Raw genomic sequence first — 17,801 nt, 5'->3', positions numbered from 1 at the left:
TTTCTCCCAACTTATTTTATAAATCATTATAACCAATTGATTCTTCTAAGTAGCCACCAGTTTTATCTCCAACACCTTTTGGTCCAGGTCCAACAATTGTTGCAGCATACCCATTCATCTGAAACGTTATTGGAGCGTTTTTTCCGAGCCATAAAACGGTTCCATCATGATTTGTCTTTGATGGATGCATGATAAGCTCATCTTTTCTTACATATTTCTGACCTTTGTGACCAAAATAAGGTTCAGGGATCACTTCATTGTCGTTATCAATAACTGTAAAAATCTCATATTTTCCTTTCACTTCATATGACCACACATTAACCGTAAAAATCCAGTGCGGCGGCAATACCGGCAACCCACATGGAACAGCTGCCATCGTCCCATCCAGTTTTTTTGAAATTTTGTCTCCGATTTCACCGGAATATTTATCAGCAGTTTCATTTGCCAGATTTTTCAGCTCCCCATCGATTTTCCTGAAACCTGTGTCGATAACTTCACCTTTGTTTACTGTAACTGCGCAGATCCCATCTGCAACTCCGATTTTAATATCGGTGTCCACTCTATTCAGAATAGCTTCAAGTTCATCAGGTTCAACAGGCGGGTTTGAATCTCGAATTTCCGTTTTCATTATAGAAGCAAGTTCAACTGCCAGTGCATCCGTTGTAGATTTTTCGAGAATTTCATTGTCCGAAAGCCTGTTAAGGTAAGTTGTCGTGACTTCTCTGATTCGGCTATCCTCTATGCAGTCGGAAATAACAGGGTTTGAACTAACCTCTTGAACTACATTTTCAAGAATCGGAGACCTCATTTCCTGCGCATACATGTGTTTCAGGTTATAAACTTCCGTGTCAAGACGAGTTGTATCCAGCGAAATATTCTGCTCGCTGAGATTCTGTTCAAGCAGGAAAACTTCTGCATTCAGGTTGGAAATACTCTGGCTGATCTGCTGTGCCATTTCAGTTTTTACGTATTCATCGCTTGAAGCGATAATATCTCCAATTTCCTCGGAAATGCCTGTTGTGAAAACACAGGTATTCCGGACACCCAGGGGGTAAATCGTTTTTCCGCTCATGGTGTCAGTCCATTCGTATTCCTTTCTCAGGTCGAAATCAGGATCATGGTATAGATAGTTCGGTTTCTGGTCAACGATCAGAGTCAGATTTTCTGTCCAGTTGTATTTGCTTTCCGGCTGGCCGGTGACGGTCATTGTTGAGATTATACCCATGTCCTTCCCCAGAACTGAAGCAGCCTTCTCGATTGCAGGATTATTAAAAAGGGTCATAGGGCCTGAGGTCACGCTGTCAAGCAGACCGGTATCAAGGCCTTTTTTCTCAAGGGCTTTGAGGATATAGGAATTGAGGTCAGAATCCAGTTTACGGTTTTTCTGGCCGATATCTTCAAGCAGCTTGCTGTATGCTTCACTTTTTGCAATGTACCTGGCCGAGTCACTTGAAGCGTACATTGTTCCTGACGGCGTTAGGTACTGTTCTTTATTTACGTAAGCGTCCCGGTCTTTTTCCAGTTCCACAACAAGTTTTTCCGCAGTTTCTACCTGAAGGGCTGTTGGGTCCTGACCGGGAGAATCAAGAAGAGAATAATTGAAGGACGGATTGTCCTTTTCCACCGAGTCTAACATCGAAAGTACTTCTTCTGCCATAATTCGGTGTAACCATGATGGGATATCGCAATTAACAGCATGTTTGGGTAAATATTTTCCATCAGGATAAGCCCAGAACATGCTTTCTATTTCTCTTAAATCCAGATATGCATCTCTGTATTTGTCGGCAGCATCGGAACAGCATGGGTCAAACCTTTCGGTTTTAGTTGTACCGTTGTCTGTACTGTTGTTTATGCTATTTTCTATGCTATTTTCTATGCTATTTTCTATGCTATTTTCTATGCTATTTTCTATGCTATTTTCTATGTCGTTATTGCCTGTATTGTTCAAATAGAGGGTTGTTTCCCGGTATTCTCGCTCGATAGGGTCAGAATAAGTCAACAAACCGGAATAGCCGCCCGCTGGAGGACATTTGTGGTAGATTATTGTTAGGTTTTCATCTTCGGTTTCGGCATGAGAAAGGGATACGATATTGATTTTGCTTGCAGTTTGGGAATCCGAACCGCTTGACGTATCAGAATGCGTCACAGTTGTGTAGTTTCCATCAGGCAACTGTTCCCTGGTTTTCCATCTGTAGGTATAATCGTAAGCATAGTCTATTTTCCAATTTGTTCTTATTTTGTAGGATATATCGTACCTTATTCTCCAGTCAAAAACGTGATATTCCCTATCCAGGTAGCCTTCGCTTCGGTTTTCGACCATAAGAGTATCGTTACTTACGTAGGAGAAATGAGGTTCAATCTTCACATCGGTTATATCAACCGAGTTCAGGCTGACAGATGCCGATGTGACCAACCAGCTGGTTACATCTCCTTCAGGAGGGTCAATTGAAGGGTTTAAGGATTCGGAGTAAGAAACTTGGGTTGGATAATTCCAGGAATAAGACGGCACAAGAGACCCCCTGTGCGTTCCGGATGCATAATATCTCGAATACCACCTGACAGTTTGCCCGCTGAACGAAACTGATTCCGGGTCAAAATTTGCAGTGATTAGAGAGCTCATCGAGTCTGGAGAATCAAAGCCATCTCTCAGGACCTGTCCCTGGACTGATGCGGTATAAACGCTGTCCGTGACCGAATGGATGAGGTCAGGATTTTTCTCTGTCCACACATGGTCGTTGAAGACCCAGCCGTCAAGAACCCCGTCGGTATAATCGGATGCTGAAAGTTCGATTTTTGAACTTTTGGAGAGGTCTTCAAAAGAAGTGTTTGTCGCTTTAAGGGATTCATCTATACTTTTTTCAATATCCAGAGAGAAGGATTTATTCTGGGCGAGAGAATCGTAGGTCGTTGTCAGGTTTACACCTTTATCCATTTCGTAAGCCGAAACTGAGTTGTTAAGACTGGTAGAGTTCAAACTGGAATTCAAGCTTAAACCTGTATTCTCTCTTCTGGAATTGGAAATGTCTTCGTAGAGGACTTTTCCATTATAGTAGCTTGTGTAGGTAAGAGCCAGAGGGTCAACCGAATCAAAAATTCTCTTCTGGGTATAAAGTGTAGCCCCATTGATTGAACTTGAAAGTGCAGGATTGGTCAGGATATTGAGAGGGCCGTTTGCATAATGCTGCCAGGGGCCGTAGATAAAAGTCCTCAGGTTCGTTGCTCCCAGCACTAAATTTGATGTCGAGTCAAGCCTCGAAGAGTTTCCAAGCTCGGTTTCGTACTCCCTGACAAGCTCTTCTAGAAGAGGTTCCCTTGACGTGATCAGTGTGGAAAGCTTCATACTACTATTGAAACTTTCTCCGGATTCAAGGTTAACAAGGGTATAGTTCAGGGCAGGAATTTCAAAAACATAATAAATAGTGTAATTTTTGTCAGTAGGTGAAATTTCACGCTGCAGAGTTCCGGTTACTTTTCTTATTTTTATCTGTCCGGATTCTATGTCAGGTTCCACATTAATTGCATATTCCCTGAAAGTGTGGCTGTTTCCCTGGTAGTTTGTAGAAAGCAGCGTGTTAAAAGCATCTGCTGTGATATCTTTTACAGGACTTACTTCAATCACGAACCAGTCAGAGGCTTTGAGTTCATCCCCGTAATAAAGTTCAATTGAAGCGTATCCCGAGGCTGCCGAGTCCGGAATTTTTACGGCTTCCTCAAGTGAAACCTTCTGGAAAAAGCCGGTTGCCTGGCCGTAGTTCACATTCTTGATTTCGCGGCCTGAAGAGTCATTGACAATTAGCAAAATATCCCGGTTTTTCCAGAGGGATTCTATCTTGCCCCAGATATCGGAAGGCAGATTTATAGAAATCTGAAGTGTGTCCTCTCTTTCGAGGTTCTGGTTTTTTGGGATTACCATAAAACCGTCTTCTGAAAGCCTGCTAACGGCATCGCCTTCAGGCAGGATTACAGGGTGTTCTCCCTGCCATTCAAGGGCTTCCATTCCTGCATAATTGAGGCAGCGAGCAAGGTCGAACGAGGCGAGGTTAATGGCATCCTGCCTGGGATCACTATTCTCGGTCGTATAAATGGTTTCAGCGACTTTGCTATCTATTTTTAAAAGATATGTTGAAGTAAAGGTTGCAGCAAGCAAAATGAAAATTCCAATCACAGCATAGGGTATATAGGCACTGCTATCTTCAATGAAAGATGAAAAATCGTTAGAGAACTTCCCGACCATCAACCCCATCTCCAAAAACAGGAATGTAAAAATAAATCAACTAATAAGCCAACCAAATCTAAAAAATATTAAAGAGTTTACACAATAAATACTTTACTTCTAAGAGGAAAACACCTTGTTAAGAACAATAAATTGGGTATAACTAAATATGGAAATATACGTAGGAATAAGTTAAAAATATCATAATGAATAAGTAAAAAATATCATAATGAATAAGTAAAAACTAAAAGCTTTCCGGGATGTTTTCAAGAAGATCAGGGCAAAATCATAAAGAGATTTATTTTCAGGGAGTTGCCAGATAATTGTCATGCTATTATAATTCTTTTCATGTGTATTTAGATAAATGTGTATTTAGATAAAGTACTAAGATTTTCTGTCTTGCAGGGTTGATATATAGCTGGATAACCAATGATGTATTTTGGATACTTTTTTAAAAATCAATCTGGAACATAATAAGTTTAAAATAATTATATAATTTCAGTTAAAGATTTTTATATTGACAACCTATTCTCATTAATTTAATTATTAGTTTAACAACTACTGCAAGGACCTGACATATTAAGTAGATTCATTCTTGATTTCCTGGGTTTTGATTGCCAATAGTCGAATGCTAGCGGAGCCAGTTCTAATTTTTGGCGATTCAGAAGAATAAAAAGGCGTTCAAATCTAGCAAAGCATCTGAACTTCAGTAAATTATCAAAGTTCCAGGATGTGCGGGTCTTCAATAGCTTGGAGAGTAGATATTATGCCTTTAAACGGATATGGTGTACTCAAAGGAAAGGCCATAGATACGAGGAATGGCCAGGGATCAAGCCCTCACTTTCAGGTGAAAGTAAGTAATGACGACCTCTTCAGGATAGCCATTAATGTCAAATCCCAGGTTGAGCCTTCAACTGTGCTATACTATGCAGATGAAGATTTCAGCCATCCTATCCTGAAAGACCTGGTGAATCTACCCTTTGGTTTTAAGGAACTGGAGAGCAAGCCTGATGGAATGGCGCTGGACTTCATTCGAGGCAACCTCTTTGATGCCATGCAGATGAAACTGCTGCCTCCAGACCTTCCTGGACCTGATAACGACCTCAATGAGCTTTTCCATAAATATGTACAGAAAGCAATTTCCATGGAGAACAGCGAAATCTATGCCTTTGGCCAGCGATGGGGGCCAGAGGAGGATAAGCGTGATAAGTACTTCGGTTTCAAGCCTGGGAATGGTATCCACGATATACACATGAACCAGGGAAATAGCTCTGACTGGATGAACGACGATGGCGTATGGCAGGATGGTGGCATAATATTTCACTATCCGGACGAAAACCGATGGGTAGCCGTCTTTCTTGCTTTCCAGTCCCAGTCCTTCCACACTGAAGATGCCACAGGCCACGCAATCCCGGAGATTGTCGAAAAGCGCGTGTCTATAGTTGCTGCCCTGGTGAACCCGGGAGCAGGATTTGAAAGTAGTGTAACCGTCCTTAATGCCACACCTGAGCCTATTATGCTTGACGGATGGAAACTGGTTGACAGGAAGAAGAAGAAGACAGGCCTGACAGGAACCATAGACCCAGGCTCCACCCTGCGATTTCCGATCACACAAGGATATTTCAAACTGCCCAAAACCGGAGGCATTATAACCCTTCTGGATGACAAGGGCCTGAAGGTGGACGGAGTTAGCTATACCGAGGAGGATGCCTCCAGAGAAGGATGGACTATAATTTTCTAAGTCCATTCCATTAACTTTTTTGTGTCATTAAGGTTTTACACTTGGGTTTTACGCTTAGGTTTTACGCTTAGGTTTTACGCTTCGTATTATAGGGAAAAATTTTGAGATTTATCAAAATTTTATCTACATTTGAACATCTTCCCTTCTTACTGATAATTTTCCTTGCATATCCCAAAAAAGCTAATCATGAGAAACGCGTAAATTTGCTTAATGTCCGTTGTTTCAAAGTATAACCGAATTGCACCCATATACGAACTGATAGATTTGCCTCTGGAATATTTCTTTTTCCGGGAATGGAGAAAAGAAGCTCTTTCAAGCCTGAGCGGAAAAATTCTGGAAATCGGGGTGGGAACCGGAAGAAACCTGGAATTCTATCCGGTAGGCTGTAGGGTAATAGGTATCGACAAAAGCGAAGGCATGCTCCGGAGAGCCCAGGAAAAAGCCGAGGAAAGGAAAAACATTACCCTTTATCCTATGGATGCCGAACATCTTGAATTTCCGGATAACAGTTTCGATTATGTGGTCACAACTTTTGTTCTATGTACAATTCCTGATCCAGTTAAAGCTCTTAAAGAAATGAGACGAGTCCTGAAACCATCAGGGGAATATATAGCTCTTGAGCATGTGCACAGTGACTACCCTTTTGTTGACTTCATAGAACATTTAATTAATCCGGTTCTGTTTTTCTTGCTTGGGGATCATGCAACCCGGCATACGGTGAAGAATATCGAAAAAGCCGGCTTTACAATTAAGGAAGCGAAAAAACTGGCTTTTAAGGACGTTTTCAGGAAGATTCGAGCAAGGCCGTAATTTCTTAAATATAGTCGATTTCTTTGTCTATTTCCGTGAAATTGACGTTTTAGCATTTTAATATTGGTAAATTCCAAGCAGAATGACTTATAAGATTAAAACAAAAAGTATTAATTGATTAATTTATTTTTACTAGTTATGTGCTTTAATGCCACAGAAATTCTAGAAACTGTGAGTGGTCAAAGTAATTTAATAAGTATAATTATCGGATCTGGAATATTTGGCTCTATATCTACATTAGTTCTCCGGCATTTTGATACTGAAAATAAGAAAAAAGCTACTCTTTATTATCCACTTTTCTTAGCTTGTACTACTATCATTGAAGTCGTTACTGAACATGAAAAATTAGGAATTGATTACAGTATAAAACAACTAATTTCTTCTTCAAAAACTCTTGATCAAATCATTTACAATCACGGTAGCCTCATATACCTTGAAGGAAACGATTTGCAAAAACTATTGCAAATGAAGGCTGCCATTAATAGAAACATGCAATATATTGAAGGAGATTTTACTCCAAATGATTTTAAGAATTTGTTAAATAGTCAGGAGTTATATGAGATTAAAAATGATGCAACTTATCTACTTGCCATCTCAAAAAATAATGTGAAAGCTCTGAAGAAAATTCTGGTGTGAATCAATGGGGAAATATTATATCTTTTTATCCTGTGACAAAATTTCCGTCGAGAATACACACATTCAAGAATATCTAAATGGAAGGATACCAATATCAAAAGATGTGTTTATAAAGTGTATTCCCAAGCACGATGATTTAGAATATTCCAGAGATGAGATTGATGAATGTGTAGGTAGCAGTATTTACGTAGTTAATACCAACGAAGAACCGGATTATGTGAACTCTTGGGAACTCGGATATGCAATGGGGAAAGGATTAAAGATCATAGGTTATCCTGATGGAGAAAAAGAAATAAAAATTCCGGAAGATATGAAAAATCTCATAAAGCCTATACCTAAAGACATTAATCAGTTTATGGAAAAGATTAACCGAGCACTTGATAACTTGACCCCAAAAGAAGAAATTATTAAAGAAGACTGGAATAGACAGCCTATACCTGCTAAAAAAGAAGGGATTTAATGGCATTTCAAAAAGCAAACTCAAGGAAATTAAGGCAAGCAAAAAATATTCAAGAAAATGCCATTGAATTTCAGAAAAAAGGGGAATGGGAAAAAGCATTAGAGCTTTTTGAAAAATGCCTGAAAATAAGAGAAGGACTAGGGGATAAAAAAGGAATTGCATACTCTTTTGCAGATATTGGGGTTTTATACAGAGATAAAGGGGAATGGGAAAAAGCAATAGAGTTTTTTGAAAAAAGCCTGAAAGTAAGAGAAGAACTAGGGGATAAAAAAGGAATTGCATACTCTTTTGCAGATATTGGGGTTTTATATAAAGATCGCGGAGAATGGGAAAAAGCGCTAGAGTTTTTCAAAAAAAGCCTGAAAGTAAGAGAAGAATTAGGGGATAAAAAAGGAATTACATACTCTTTTGCAGATATTGGGGTTTTATACAGAGATAAAGGGGAATGGGAAAAAGCATTAGAGTTTTTCGAAAAAAGCCTGAAAGTAAGAGAAGAATTAGGGGATAAAAAAGGAGTTTCATATTCACTTACAGACATAGGTATCTTGTATAAAAGTAAAGGAGAATGGGATAAAGCAGAAGAATATTATGAGAAAAGTCGAGAAATAAGAGAAAATTTTGGATATCTTAAAGAAATCTCAAATTCCTTTACTAATCTCGGGATTGTGCGCCAATATAAAGGAGAATGGAATGAAGCACTAGAGTTTTTCGAAAAAAGTCTAAAAATAAAAGAAAAGCTAGGAGATAAGAAAGGAATTGCATATTCTTTTGCAGATATTGGGATTTTGTATCAACATAAAGGGAATTGGGATAAAGCAGAAGAATATTATGAAAAAAGTCTCAAAATAAAAGAAGAGCTTGGAGATAAGAAAGGAATTTCAAATTCATTTGGAAATCTAGGAGTTTTATACAAAGATCAAGGGGAATGGGAGAAGGCAGAAAAATTTTATAAAAAAAATCTAAAACTTAAAGAAGACCTTAGAGATAAGAGAGGAATTTCGAATTCATTTGGAAATCTAGGAGTTTTATATAAAGACCGTGGAGAATGGGAAAAAGCAGAAGAATTTTACAGAAAAAGTCTCAAAATAAAAGAAGAACTTAAGGATAAGAAAGGAATTTCAATTACTCTAGAAAATATTGGAGTTTTGTATAAAGAACGAGGAGAATGGAAAAAAGCAGAGGAATTTTGCAGAAGAAGTCTAAAGCTTAAAGAAGAACTTGGAGATAAGAAAGGAATTTCGGATTCATTTGGAAATCTAGGAGTTTTATATAAAGATCGCGGAGAATGGGAAAAAGCAGGAGAATTTTTCAGAAAAAGTTTAAAACTTAAAAAAGAACTTGGTGATACAAAAGGGATTTCAATAATATATAGACATTTTGGGGAACTTAATATCAAAAATGGCGATTGGGATAGAGCAAAAAAATGTCTGGAAAAAGCACTCAAAAAAGCAGAAAAACTTGCTCCAATATCAAAGGTTCCGATATTTGAAAATTTGGGGGAGCTTTCAAGGCTTGAAGATAGATATAACGATGCCATGAACTTTCTTAATGAGTCAATGAATATTGTCAAAGTTATTGGAGCAAAGCCTCAGCAGATAGGTATTTTCGAAAAACTTGGAGATATGTATTTAAGTAAATATATTGCTGAAAAAAAGGAAAAAATAAAGAACCTCAAATTAGCAGAAGATAATTATCGTAAATCTTTCGAACTCGCGGAGAGTTTAGAGATTCCTCTTAGTGAAGCAACAGCGATAAGAGGGCTTGGAATGGTTGCTTCTAAAAAAGAAGATATGTATGAATCAGAAAAATGTTTCAAGAAATCCTTTGAGCTTCTTAGAAAACTAGGTGCTTCCTTTGAATTGCAAAAAACAACTTTTGAATATGCAAAAGCTTTTTACGAGAATAATAATTTTATGGAAGCCGATATTAGAGCAAAATCAGTTGCTTTCGCTTCTAATAAAAGTAAAAATTATGAATTACTCAGAAGAGTATATCTATTACTTGGAGACATTGCAATCGAACGAGATGAGAGATATGAATATTATTTCAAGTCGTTGGAAACTGCAAAGTTTAATTCCAAAATATATATAAGAACTTGTTACCACTTGATTTTCCGCATGCAAAAAATGGATCAAGAAGAGTTAATGAAGTTTATAACATTGTTGAGAGGGCAAAATAATGAAAAATATTTTGGTTTGTTCCTTGAAGCTTTGAATAATAAGATAGAAGGTAAGGAGTATAATATAAGCCAAATCCCAAACAGTTTAGCACAGGAACTTGAAAAATTTGAGGCAATATCAATTTCAAATAATTGATTTCTAAAATTATTTTTAGTTCTTTAAATCTTGTGGATTAACTTTTCACTAGAGCTCACAAGTTTCCGCTTAAATTAAAAACGGCATAAAATAACTATATAAATTAGCAGATCTTTTTTATTTACGGATGCTGGGGAAAACAAAGCGTTACCTTGAGGTCACACGGGTTCTTTTAAAATACAACCTTATTCCTGAACTCTACCGGGATCTGCGCACCAATTATATTTCAAATCCTGAGTGCACCTGTACTTATGATCTCGAAAATAGGCAGACGGCTGTAAAACTCAGGGAGGCTTTCGAAGAGCTCGGGCCGACTTTTATCAAAATGGGGCAAACCATGAGCAAGCGGCCTGATTTTGTTCCGCAGCCTTATATTATAGGAAACACTGAGATATAAACCGACAATAGTGCTGGCAGATGCGGGTTATTTCTCTTATGATAACGTAAAATTTTTACTAGACGAAGAAATTGATGTTTACATGATGGGTATTTTTCAAGAATCTAGGCTGGAATAGGAGGGGCTGAGAAATATATAATCATGAAAGAGCATAGGCTGAAGTTAAGGGCAGAATCAAAAGGAGCCGATAGATATCAAAGCTGGGCTGCAGTTAGAGAAGAATTGAAGTGAGAGGTAAAAACAGTATAGAGAGGGATTTTCCTCTCACTTCTTTTTGCTTCTTATATACGGAACCGGAATAAGGAATGGCGAACCTCATTTCCGTTTCCCTTGAAACCTCTTCTGAACTAAAGCTGGAGGAATGGCAAAAAACCTCGATAGCTTCTTCACTCAGGCGGGGTTTCGGATTTGTGGAGGGCAGGGTCGAGGAATGGCGAACCTCTTTTACCTTGCTCTGCATTTTCGCTAAATGCTACTCATGAACCCCATTCAATATTAGCATTTAGAACTGCATGATATAGAATATCAATCACATATAAAACATAAGTGGAAATGATTTTTCTTTTACTTTGATGTAATAAAGAACACTCAAAATTTTCAAGCGGCTTATCTCCTAACTGGGCTATAATTACTTAAACCAGCCATAATTTATTAAGTTATTACACAACATAACCACAAAGAATTTATAGGAGAACTTTAAAAATTATTTAGCTAAATTCTACCACTTGTTCAAACTAATTTTTACTACATCTTTTTCTACTTTCGTTTATATTTCTTTTATATTTCTTTTATATTTCTTTTATATTTCTTTTATATTTCGTTCTCTGCGTGAGCTTATCCAATAACCAATTTTATTTCAGTCGAATACCCCGCTAGCTTGCTGCGGGGTACACCAGTGAAACTTTGATTTCATTACTAACAGTAATTGTCGGACAGCCTGTAAAGGCCGGGATATTCGTGATCCGCTGCGCTCTCTTATAATAAAAACAAGATTAAGAAACACAGTGTTTACTTACTTTCCCAGAATTTCTCGGCTTCTTCTTCCATTTCTTCCAGTCTATCATAGTAATCTGGAAATTCGTTCAGATGAGCCAGGGCGATTTTCCCTGTCATTATGGGATCGTCGTTAGTAACATTTGTCAAGGGATCCTGGGTTCCATGTTCGAGCTCAACATCCATGCCTCTGCGGAACTGATCAACATCAAACTCATCCCATTTTATTCCAAGCTGTTCCCCAACTGTTTTTGCCTCTTCAGCAGTAAATTGCTTTTTTGTCAAACTTCTCACTCCAACTGATTATTTAATCTTTGACAATTGTTTAATAATCATTTGATATTATTGAATAGATCTGTACTTAAGGATTTTCCTGTAAAACCAGGCTATGTATTATAGTTACTTCGCAAAGAGGAACTGTACTTTTGATAAAAATCTCGAGAAGAAGTGAATAAGACCATAAAAGAGTATGAGAGAGCAAAAATGCTAGACAACGATTCTTTATTTATGAAAAGGGCAATCGAACTTTCACTTGAGAATGTGAAGAAAGGCGGAGGTCCTTTTGGGGCAGTAATCGTCAGAAAAGGGGAAATCCTTGCAGAGAGCTGCAACATGGTTACTGCACTTAATGATCCTACGGCTCATGCCGAGATAAATGTAATAAGAGAAGCAGCCCGGAAACTCGATACCTTTGATCTCAGCGGCTGTACTATCTATGCTTCCTGTGAGCCTTGCCCAATGTGTCTTGGGGCGATTTACTGGGCCAGAATTGGTAAAGTTGTTTTTGCCAATACGTCATCTGACGCTCAAAAAATTGGCTTTGCGGATTCTCGAATTTATAGTGAGATCTCACGCCCTCCGCAGGAGAGAAATATAGAATTTCGACAGCTCCTAAGAGAAGAAGCCTTGAAGGCTTTTAAGGCGTGGGAAGAGTCCGAAAATAAGATAGAGTACTGAGAAAACCAGAACCAGTACTCAAATTCAAGAATAAAACCAGTAATTTAGATCCGACAGAAAACTATGTTTGGTGTAAATTTTTATTAAAAATGTTTTTCGATAAATATTTTTCTAAAGGAAGGATTATTTATTGCTATTTATTTACTAAAATTTAAGCTTCCTGCTTTTATCTGCAGGTAAGCTCTTTACCAGTTTTTACTTAGCGGGATTCTTATTTATATTATTACAGCATAATTATATTGAGGGTTAGACTTAATAAAGAGTCCTTTGCTTATATAGTGGAGAGCTTTCCAAACTCTACATGAAGCTTTAAATGTATTGTCGCATATTTTAGATTACAGCAAATAATTTTAAAAGGGGATTTTCGGGGAGATGTTTGATAACAAAAGTAAGTACATCCGCTGGTTTGAAGAGACTACGATTGATGACGTCCCAATTGTCGGCGGGAAGAACGCTTCCCTTGGGGAGATGTACAGGGAGCTTACTTCAAAGGGGGTAAAAATCCCAAATGGTTTCTCAGTTACTGCTGAGGCTTACTGGTATGTCCTCAAAGCTGGAGGGATTCTAGAGAAACTTAAAAGCACAATGAAAGGACTCGATACCTCGGATGTATCAGAACTTTCAAAAAGGGGAAAAGCTGCAAGGGACCTGATCCTTGGGGCAGGAATTCCGGATGGACTCTGGGAGGAGATCAAGACCGCGTATGACCGCCTATGTGAGCAGTATGGAGAAAATACTGATGTAGCCGTGCGAAGTTCGGCAACGGCTGAAGATTTGCCTACAGCTTCTTTTGCGGGCCAGCAGGAAACTTACCTGAATATTCGGGGGTATCCAGGGCTTAGAGATGCGTGCATACGCTGCTTTGCATCCCTTTTTACTGACAGGGCTATTTCCTACCGCGTGACCAATAAATTTGATCATTTCAAGGTCGCTCTTTCCATAGGAGTCATGAAAATGGTCAGGTCGGACCTTGCTTCCAGCGGGGTTATTTTTACTCTGGATACGGAAACCGGCTTCAGAGACGTAGTTTTTATTACAGGGGCATATGGACTTGGAGAAAACATTGTTCAAGGACAGGTCAACCCCGATGAATTTTACGTCTTCAAGCCGACTTTCAGGCAGGGTTTTAAGCCGATTATCAAGAAAAAAGTAGGAAGCAAGGAGATCAAGATGATCTACGGGCGCGGCGATTCAAAAGTGCTCACCAGGAATATAGAGGTTCCTGAAGCTGACAGGCTGCGCTTCTGTCTCAGTGACGAAGAAGTGCTCAAACTTTCCGGGTATGCTACTGCTATAGAAGACCATTACTCCGAGAAATACGGGGAATCGCGACCCATGGACATTGAATGGGCAAAGGACGGAATAACAGGCGAACTTTTCATAGTGCAGGCAAGACCTGAAACGGTTCAGTCCCAGCGGCGTAAAGATATCCTGGAAACCTATGTGCTTGAGAAAAGGTCCGAAATCCTTACAAGAGGCAGGAGCGTAGGCGACAAAATTGCATCCGGAAAAGCCCATGTAATCCCTGATATCTCAGACCTTCCTTCTTTTAAACCGGGAGAAATCCTGATTGCGGATACCACGACTCCGGACTGGGAACCTGTAATGAAAACCGCGGCTGCGATTGTCACGAACAAAGGGGGAAGGACCTGCCATGCAGCGATTGTCAGCCGTGAGCTGGGGATTCCTGCAGTTGTAGGAGCAGGCAATGCAACCGAAGTGCTTGAAACAGGAAGGGAAATTACGGTTAGCTGTGCCGAAGGAGAGGATGGACTTGTGTACGAAGGGATTCTTCCTTTTCATAAAGATACCCTGATCCTGAAAGATATGAAACGCCCGAAAACCGAGATTATGATGAACCTCGGAAACCCGGAGGAGGCTTTTGGCCTTTCCATGATCCCAAACGACGGAATAGGGCTTGCAAGGCTGGAGTTTATCATTACAAGCTATATCAAGGTGCACCCGATGGCTCTTGTGCACCCTGAAAAGGTTAAAGACCTTAAAGTCCTTCGGGAAATCGAGCAGCTTACCCGAGGCTACAGGAGAGAAGATTATTTTGTCGAGCAGCTAGCCCAGGGAGTTAGTACCATCGCTGCGGCTTTCTATCCTAAGCCGGTTGTAGTTCGTATGAGTGACTTCAAGACCAATGAGTACGCAAGCCTGCTTGGAGGCAGCTATTTTGAAATGGAGGAAAGCAACCCCATGATAGGGTTCAGGGGAGCTTCCCGCTATTTTGATGAGCGCTACAGGGAAGGATATGCTCTTGAGTGCAGGGCTATGAAAAAGGTCAGGGACGAAATGGGGCTTACAAACCTTATTCTTATGATTCCCTTCTGCAGAACGGTTGAAGAAGCGCGGAAAGTTATTGACGAAATGGAAAAAAACGGGCTCAAAAGGGGAGAAAACGGTCTTCAGGTCTATGTTATGTGCGAGATTCCGAACAATGTTCTGCTTATCGATGAATTCAGTAAATTCTTCGACGGTTTCTCAATAGGTTCAAATGACCTGACCCAGTTGACCCTTGGCGTTGACAGGGACTCAGAACTTCTTGCCGCTGAATTCGATGAGCGGGACCCCGGTGTTATTAAGATTATGGCAATGGCTGTCCAGGGAGCAAAACGGAATGGAAGACATAGCGGGATTTGCGGACAGGCTCCAAGCGATTTTCCTGAAATTGCGGAGTTCCTGGTAAAAGAAAAGATAGATTCCATTTCACTTAATCCCGATTCGGTCATGAAAATCACCCTTAAGGTTCTGGAGACTGAAAAAGAACTGGAAAGGAGCTGAAAAGCTAAAAAATAGAGATTAAGATAATGAAAAGCTGAAAAAGAAATCAAAAGCTAATGAATAGCTGAAAAAAACCTAAAAGACAGCAAATAATTAAAAAAGGGGAACATAGGCTATTCGCCATTCTCTATGGATAAAATGATTTTCAATTAAGACCGCATTGGTTTTTATGAGAAAATTATGAAGATATCCACACAAAACAACAAAGAGCCGGAACATATTTCGAAAAGCTGGAAGAGTTAGGAAGATGATAATAAAAGCTAAAAAAAATTAAAAGCTAATAAAATTAAAAGCTAAAAAAAATTAAAAGCTAAAAAAGATCTTAAAAGCTAAAAAAGATCTTAAAAGCTAAAAAGGATCTTAAAAGCTAAAAAAGATCTGCAAAGGAACCTGGAATATAAGAAGTGATCTGAAAAACCAGAATGAAATAATTGAAATAAGTATCGGAATAATAGATTGATTCATATCTAATTAATAATTAAAAGGGGAGAAATATTAATGCCTTTTTTAAAATATTGTCCTGAGTGCCATTCTAAACTCGAAGATGATCTCTTCGAGAAATTTCAGTATTGTCCTGTATGTGGGTACTGGACAAGAAAGGAAACTGCAAGACTTGAGCCATTAATAATCATGGAGTGAGACCGAAATGTTTGAATCTTCTGCAAAGTGTGTCCGATGTGGCACACCTCTTAGAAAGCAGGTAATCGGTTCAAATGTATTTTATTACTGTAGAAAATGCGGGTGTACATCTTCGGCTATTTCTGCCAGTACATCATCTCAAAGTGCAATTCAGCCGACAAGTCATTTTTGAAGATACCTGCATCCAGAAATACCTCTCAACAACTCTCAAAACCGAAGATTTAAAACAAAACCAGCTCAGGTCAATTAACCTTATATGATCAGGCCGGTTTTGTGTTATATTTTTTCATTTTGCTTTCTTTTTATTGAAAAAAGTAAATCCCAATGCAACCAGTACTGACTGTTTTAATAATAGAACTCAGAAAAATGATGTAAAAATAGAATGTAAAAAACGATTCTGGAACTTTGTCCCAGCTTTCCTGAATCACTGTCTTATTTTGTTAAACTAAATATATTTATTAAACCTGCTGAAGTAAGGTTTACTGCAAGAGCTGCAAGAAGAAGTCCCATGAGCCTTGTAAAGACAAGCATTCCATTGTATCCTATGAATTTATGGATTCTTCTTGAGAAGAGAAAGATGTACAGGCAGAAAATGAAAGTCAATATGATTGATACAAGGATTATTATTTTCTGCTCAATATTTTCTGTGCTTCCCATCAGGACGATTACCGTACTGATTGCACCTGGACCTGTAAGAAGAGGCAGACCTATAGGAAATACCCAGATATCTTCACGTTCCTGAGACTGCGAAATCTCTTCTTCAGTAATGCTTTCTCTTGAGATTTTGGCATGCATCATATCAAAAGCAATGCTGAAAAGCAGTATCCCACCTGCAACCCTCAATGAATCCACACTAATGCTAAACAATTCAAGTATTATGTTGCCGGTTACTGCAAAAAAAAAGGCAATTAGACAAGCAAGTGTGACTGATTTTTTTGCAATTTGATTTTTTTCGTCACGAGTCATCTTGCTGGTCAGGGAGATGAAAGTTACTACTCCGCTGATTGGACTGATAACAACAAAGACAGATGTGAATGCGTAGATGAAAAACCCGATATTTTCAGTAATTATCTCAGTTATCATCTTTTTACTCCTACCCTTTTAATACTTTGTAACTTATACATATAATTTATCTTGTGAGGCATTTACGTGCTTGGTCCGAGAATCTATATTTATATATTTTTAAGACTGACAGTGTATTCGTTAACAGGTAAAAAATTAAGTATTTTTTGTAGAATATTTATATATATAGTAGGAAATATTAAAAGCGGAAACTAGATATAAAGATATCCTGGAAGTCAAAGGAGTTTTAAAGTAAAACATAAGTAAGTCAATAATACAAGTAAATCAATAATACAAGTAAGTCAATGAATTCTAAGTCAAGCCTTAAGTCAAGTAACACAAGTAAGTCAATAAATTCTAAGTCAAGCCTTAAGTCAAGTAATACATAGCGAGTTAAGTAATACATCAATGAATTCTAAAGTAAACCATAAATGAGTCAAACAAAATATAAATGAATTCAAATCTGGATAAATACAGGCTGTGGTTTCATGAACGGGGAAAAAATCGAAAAAAAGCTATTTGAAGAACTCAATTTTATCAAAAAACAACTTGGGGAAATTAAGGAGCATATGGTGGATATAGATAGCCTGCTAAGTGAGGAAGAAAAGGAACTGGTGCTTAAAAGTTTTGAAAATGAAGCAAGAGGAAAACTAGTACCTTTAAATCGGGTGGAGGAAATCAGGCCTTAAAATCCATGAATTCTCTTAATAGTCTTATACACATTTTTTATGGAATCAAAAACAATTTTTGCTAAAAAGAGACTTTTCTTAAGGAATGATAAAAATATAACT

Annotated in this window: 14 protein-coding genes; 10 read left to right on the top strand and 4 right to left on the bottom strand. The window is 38.4% G+C overall.

Features of this window, described 5'->3' with window-relative positions; translation table 11 throughout:
* Nucleotides 1–16: 16 nt before the first annotated feature.
* Entirely contained in the window at nt 17–4,234 is a 4,218-nt protein-coding gene (locus FXW07_RS17735) for a hypothetical protein (RefSeq protein ID WP_229396866.1), read from the bottom strand.
* Nucleotides 4,235–4,979: 745 nt separating this feature from the next.
* Here FXW07_RS17735 and FXW07_RS17730 point away from each other — a divergent pair.
* The 6 genes from FXW07_RS17730 to FXW07_RS17705 all read left to right on the top strand — a co-directional run bounded on the left by FXW07_RS17730 (nt 4,980) and on the right by FXW07_RS17705 (nt 10,572).
* Nucleotides 4,980–5,954 carry a DUF2278 family protein gene (locus tag FXW07_RS17730; RefSeq protein WP_229396864.1) on the top strand — a complete coding sequence of 325 codons (975 nt, stop codon included), beginning with the start codon at nt 4,980–4,982 and terminating at the stop codon, nt 5,952–5,954.
* Between the two features lie 210 nt (nt 5,955–6,164).
* Complete coding sequence (locus tag FXW07_RS17725; protein ID WP_229396862.1) at nt 6,165–6,764, top strand: class I SAM-dependent methyltransferase; 600 nt, start codon at nt 6,165–6,167, stop codon at nt 6,762–6,764.
* A 138-nt stretch (nt 6,765–6,902) separates the two neighbouring features.
* Entirely contained in the window at nt 6,903–7,400 is a 498-nt protein-coding gene (locus FXW07_RS17720; protein ID WP_229396860.1) for a hypothetical protein, read from the top strand.
* Nucleotides 7,401–7,404: 4 nt separating this feature from the next.
* The gene (locus FXW07_RS17715) at nt 7,405–7,860 is read left to right on the top strand and encodes a hypothetical protein (RefSeq protein ID WP_229396858.1); all 456 of its coding nucleotides are present in this window, start codon (nt 7,405–7,407) and stop codon (nt 7,858–7,860) included.
* Nucleotides 7,860–10,175 carry a tetratricopeptide repeat protein gene (locus tag FXW07_RS17710; protein ID WP_229396856.1) on the top strand — a complete coding sequence of 772 codons (2,316 nt, stop codon included), beginning with the start codon at nt 7,860–7,862 and terminating at the stop codon, nt 10,173–10,175. The genes FXW07_RS17715 and FXW07_RS17710 overlap by 1 nt, the downstream gene beginning before the upstream one ends.
* A 127-nt stretch (nt 10,176–10,302) precedes the next feature.
* The gene (locus FXW07_RS17705; RefSeq protein ID WP_229396855.1) at nt 10,303–10,572 is read left to right on the top strand and encodes a hypothetical protein; all 270 of its coding nucleotides are present in this window, start codon (nt 10,303–10,305) and stop codon (nt 10,570–10,572) included.
* A 211-nt stretch (nt 10,573–10,783) separates the two neighbouring features.
* On the opposite strand, the gene FXW07_RS17700 is transcribed toward FXW07_RS17705, so the two are convergent.
* Both FXW07_RS17700 and FXW07_RS17695 read right to left on the bottom strand, forming a co-directional pair.
* Nucleotides 10,784–11,032, bottom strand: coding sequence for a hypothetical protein (locus FXW07_RS17700; RefSeq protein ID WP_229396853.1), 249 nt, complete (start codon nt 11,030–11,032; stop codon nt 10,784–10,786).
* 548 nt (nt 11,033–11,580) lie between these two features.
* Nucleotides 11,581–11,859, bottom strand: coding sequence for a DUF5661 family protein (locus tag FXW07_RS17695; RefSeq protein ID WP_229396851.1), 279 nt, complete (start codon nt 11,857–11,859; stop codon nt 11,581–11,583).
* Between the two features lie 189 nt (nt 11,860–12,048).
* Here FXW07_RS17695 and FXW07_RS17690 point away from each other — a divergent pair, with 189 nt between their 5' ends.
* The 3 genes from FXW07_RS17690 (at nt 12,049) to FXW07_RS17680 (ending at nt 16,120) form a co-directional block, all read left to right on the top strand.
* On the top strand, nt 12,049–12,522 hold the full coding sequence (locus FXW07_RS17690) for a nucleoside deaminase (RefSeq protein ID WP_229396849.1): 474 nt from the start codon (nt 12,049–12,051) through the stop codon (nt 12,520–12,522).
* Nucleotides 12,523–12,894: 372 nt separating this feature from the next.
* Nucleotides 12,895–15,309, top strand: a complete 2,415-nt coding sequence (ppsA, locus tag FXW07_RS17685) for a phosphoenolpyruvate synthase (protein WP_229396847.1) — start codon at nt 12,895–12,897, stop codon at nt 15,307–15,309.
* Between the two features lie 646 nt (nt 15,310–15,955).
* Nucleotides 15,956–16,120 (top strand): hypothetical protein, encoded by a 165-nt coding sequence (locus FXW07_RS17680; protein WP_229396845.1) that lies wholly within the window; start codon nt 15,956–15,958, stop codon nt 16,118–16,120.
* A 260-nt stretch (nt 16,121–16,380) separates the two neighbouring features.
* On the opposite strand, the gene FXW07_RS17675 is transcribed toward FXW07_RS17680, so the two are convergent.
* On the bottom strand, nt 16,381–17,031 hold the full coding sequence (locus tag FXW07_RS17675) for an NAAT family transporter (RefSeq protein WP_229396843.1): 651 nt from the start codon (nt 17,029–17,031) through the stop codon (nt 16,381–16,383).
* A gap of 467 nt (nt 17,032–17,498) precedes the next feature.
* Here FXW07_RS17675 and FXW07_RS17670 point away from each other — a divergent pair, with 467 nt between their 5' ends.
* Nucleotides 17,499–17,699: a hypothetical protein gene (locus FXW07_RS17670; protein WP_229396841.1), complete on the top strand. Its 201-nt coding sequence runs from the start codon at nt 17,499–17,501 to the stop codon at nt 17,697–17,699.
* Nucleotides 17,700–17,801: the final 102 nt, after the last annotated feature.

The sequence above is a fragment of the Methanosarcina sp. DH1 genome, assembly GCF_020804205.1.
GTDB lineage: Archaea > Halobacteriota > Methanosarcinia > Methanosarcinales > Methanosarcinaceae > Methanosarcina > Methanosarcina vacuolata.
This window is presented reverse-complemented; position numbering and strand designations above follow the sequence as displayed.

Bases quoted from the DNA above. Each gene is read 5' to 3' on its own strand.
- FXW07_RS17670 (WP_229396841.1), top strand. From the start codon at position 17,499: ATGAACGGGGAAAAAATCGAAAAAAAGCTATTTGAAGAACTCAATTTT.
- FXW07_RS17680 (WP_229396845.1), top strand. From the start codon at position 15,956: ATGTTTGAATCTTCTGCAAAGTGTGTCCGATGTGGCACACCTCTTAGA.
- FXW07_RS17725 (WP_229396862.1), top strand. From the start codon at position 6,165: ATGTCCGTTGTTTCAAAGTATAACCGAATTGCACCCATATACGAACTG.
- FXW07_RS17710 (WP_229396856.1), top strand. From the start codon at position 7,860: ATGGCATTTCAAAAAGCAAACTCAAGGAAATTAAGGCAAGCAAAAAAT.
- FXW07_RS17730 (WP_229396864.1), top strand. From the start codon at position 4,980: ATGCCTTTAAACGGATATGGTGTACTCAAAGGAAAGGCCATAGATACG.
- ppsA (WP_229396847.1), top strand. From the start codon at position 12,895: ATGTTTGATAACAAAAGTAAGTACATCCGCTGGTTTGAAGAGACTACG.
- FXW07_RS17675 (WP_229396843.1), bottom strand. From the start codon at position 17,031: ATGATAACTGAGATAATTACTGAAAATATCGGGTTTTTCATCTACGCA.
- FXW07_RS17715 (WP_229396858.1), top strand. From the start codon at position 7,405: ATGGGGAAATATTATATCTTTTTATCCTGTGACAAAATTTCCGTCGAG.
- FXW07_RS17720 (WP_229396860.1), top strand. From the start codon at position 6,903: ATGTGCTTTAATGCCACAGAAATTCTAGAAACTGTGAGTGGTCAAAGT.
- FXW07_RS17690 (WP_229396849.1), top strand. From the start codon at position 12,049: ATGCTAGACAACGATTCTTTATTTATGAAAAGGGCAATCGAACTTTCA.
- FXW07_RS17735 (WP_229396866.1), bottom strand. From the start codon at position 4,234: ATGGTCGGGAAGTTCTCTAACGATTTTTCATCTTTCATTGAAGATAGC.
- FXW07_RS17705 (WP_229396855.1), top strand. From the start codon at position 10,303: ATGCTGGGGAAAACAAAGCGTTACCTTGAGGTCACACGGGTTCTTTTA.
- FXW07_RS17700 (WP_229396853.1), bottom strand. From the start codon at position 11,032: ATGCAGAGCAAGGTAAAAGAGGTTCGCCATTCCTCGACCCTGCCCTCC.